This window comes from Streptomyces sp. NPDC006476, from assembly GCF_040612015.1.
Lineage (GTDB): Bacteria > Actinomycetota > Actinomycetes > Streptomycetales > Streptomycetaceae > Streptomyces > Streptomyces griseorubiginosus_B.
Genome location: NZ_JBEXPK010000311.1, coordinates 1 through 1281, shown reverse-complemented (window position 1 = coordinate 1281; position 1281 = coordinate 1). Strand labels below are relative to the sequence as shown.

The following is a 1281-nucleotide window of genomic DNA, read 5'->3' as shown; positions in this document are numbered from 1 at the left end:
CAGCGTGAAAGGGAGGTCGTCGTCATGTCCGGAAGATTCCCGTGTGGGTGAACGACTCGAACCTCAAACGATCACCGAAGGTTTAATTTCAAGCTTAGAGCGCCCGGCAGTAGGCGTCACTTGAGTCGCTTCGTGGTGGGGCGGCCGTCCCAGCGGTAGAGCGGGGTCGCGCGGCGGATGAGCATACGCAGCGTGATGATCGCGGCGGACAGGTAGAGGTAGAAGTCCACGATGCGGCTGCGTTTCTCGGTGCAGCGCCGCAGCTTGCTGAAGCCGTTCATCCACGCGTGACCGCGTTCGACCGCCCAGCGCTTGCCTGCCTGGATCGGGGCGAGCAGGCCCTTGCGGGCGATCTCGCCGGTGAAGCCGAGTTCCGCCAGGGCATTGCGGGTCTTGTCGCTGTCGTAGCCGCGGTCAAGGTTCACATTGACCTGCTCGGGCATCTCGCCGACCTGCTGCCTGGCGGCTTGCAGGGTGGGTACGAGCAGCGGGGAGTCGTGGCGGTTGGCCCCGGCCGAGACGATGCCGGGCGGGATGCCGTGCATCTCGGTGGCCACCGAGCGCTTCAGGCCCTGTTTGCCCCGGTCAGCCGGCGAGCGCCCGGCGGCCTCCCCGCCGCACGGTGCTTTGGTGATGCAGCCGTCCACGGACAGCTCGCCGAGTTCCAGGCCGATCATGCGGTCGTGCGCCCGCAATGCCAGTGCGTGCAGCGCTCGGCCATCCCCGGCTCGGCCCAGTACTTGACACGTCGTCGGATAGTGCGGTCGGAGCAGCCGGGGCCGGCGATCCGCTCGTAGCCGGAGCCGTGCATCAAAGCAGCGATGACGAACTCGAAGACACTTCGGTCGGGGGTGCGCGGGTTGTGGCAGCCCAGCGGGTGCGTGTCGACGTGCTCGGGCAGCAGCGCCGCGAACTGGTCCCACAGGGGTTCGAGCAGGCATGATGGCAGGATAAGCGCTTGGTCGAGTCGAGCACTCAGCCGAACATCCGAGATGCTCTGGGCCGAAGCGTGCCAGACGCGTGCCAGATCCAGCGGGGAACCACGGGGAGCAGGCCGGCGGCGATTCAGGCTCGACACGGCGTCGTCAAAGGTCGGCTCGGCAACCTCTCGCGAACGCCCTTAGCTTGGTTTTTAACCTCGGGTGTCACCCGACCTGCTGATCTGCGGTTCTTCCCGGGACAGCCAAGGCGGCCGTTCTCCACGCTTCGAGATGTTGAGTAACGAAGTGCGAGAGAACGGCCGCTGTGTATGAGTCTCCCAGTCCCTGGGTCCGCCAGTGA

General features: G+C 66.1%; 1 pseudogene. It reads right to left on the bottom strand.

What is annotated here, in order from left to right:
* Positions 1 to 116 precede the first annotated feature (116 nt).
* Positions 117 to 952 (bottom strand): annotated as a pseudogene (locus ABZZ74_RS54265) (IS5 family transposase).
* Positions 953 to 1281 lie beyond the last annotated feature (329 nt).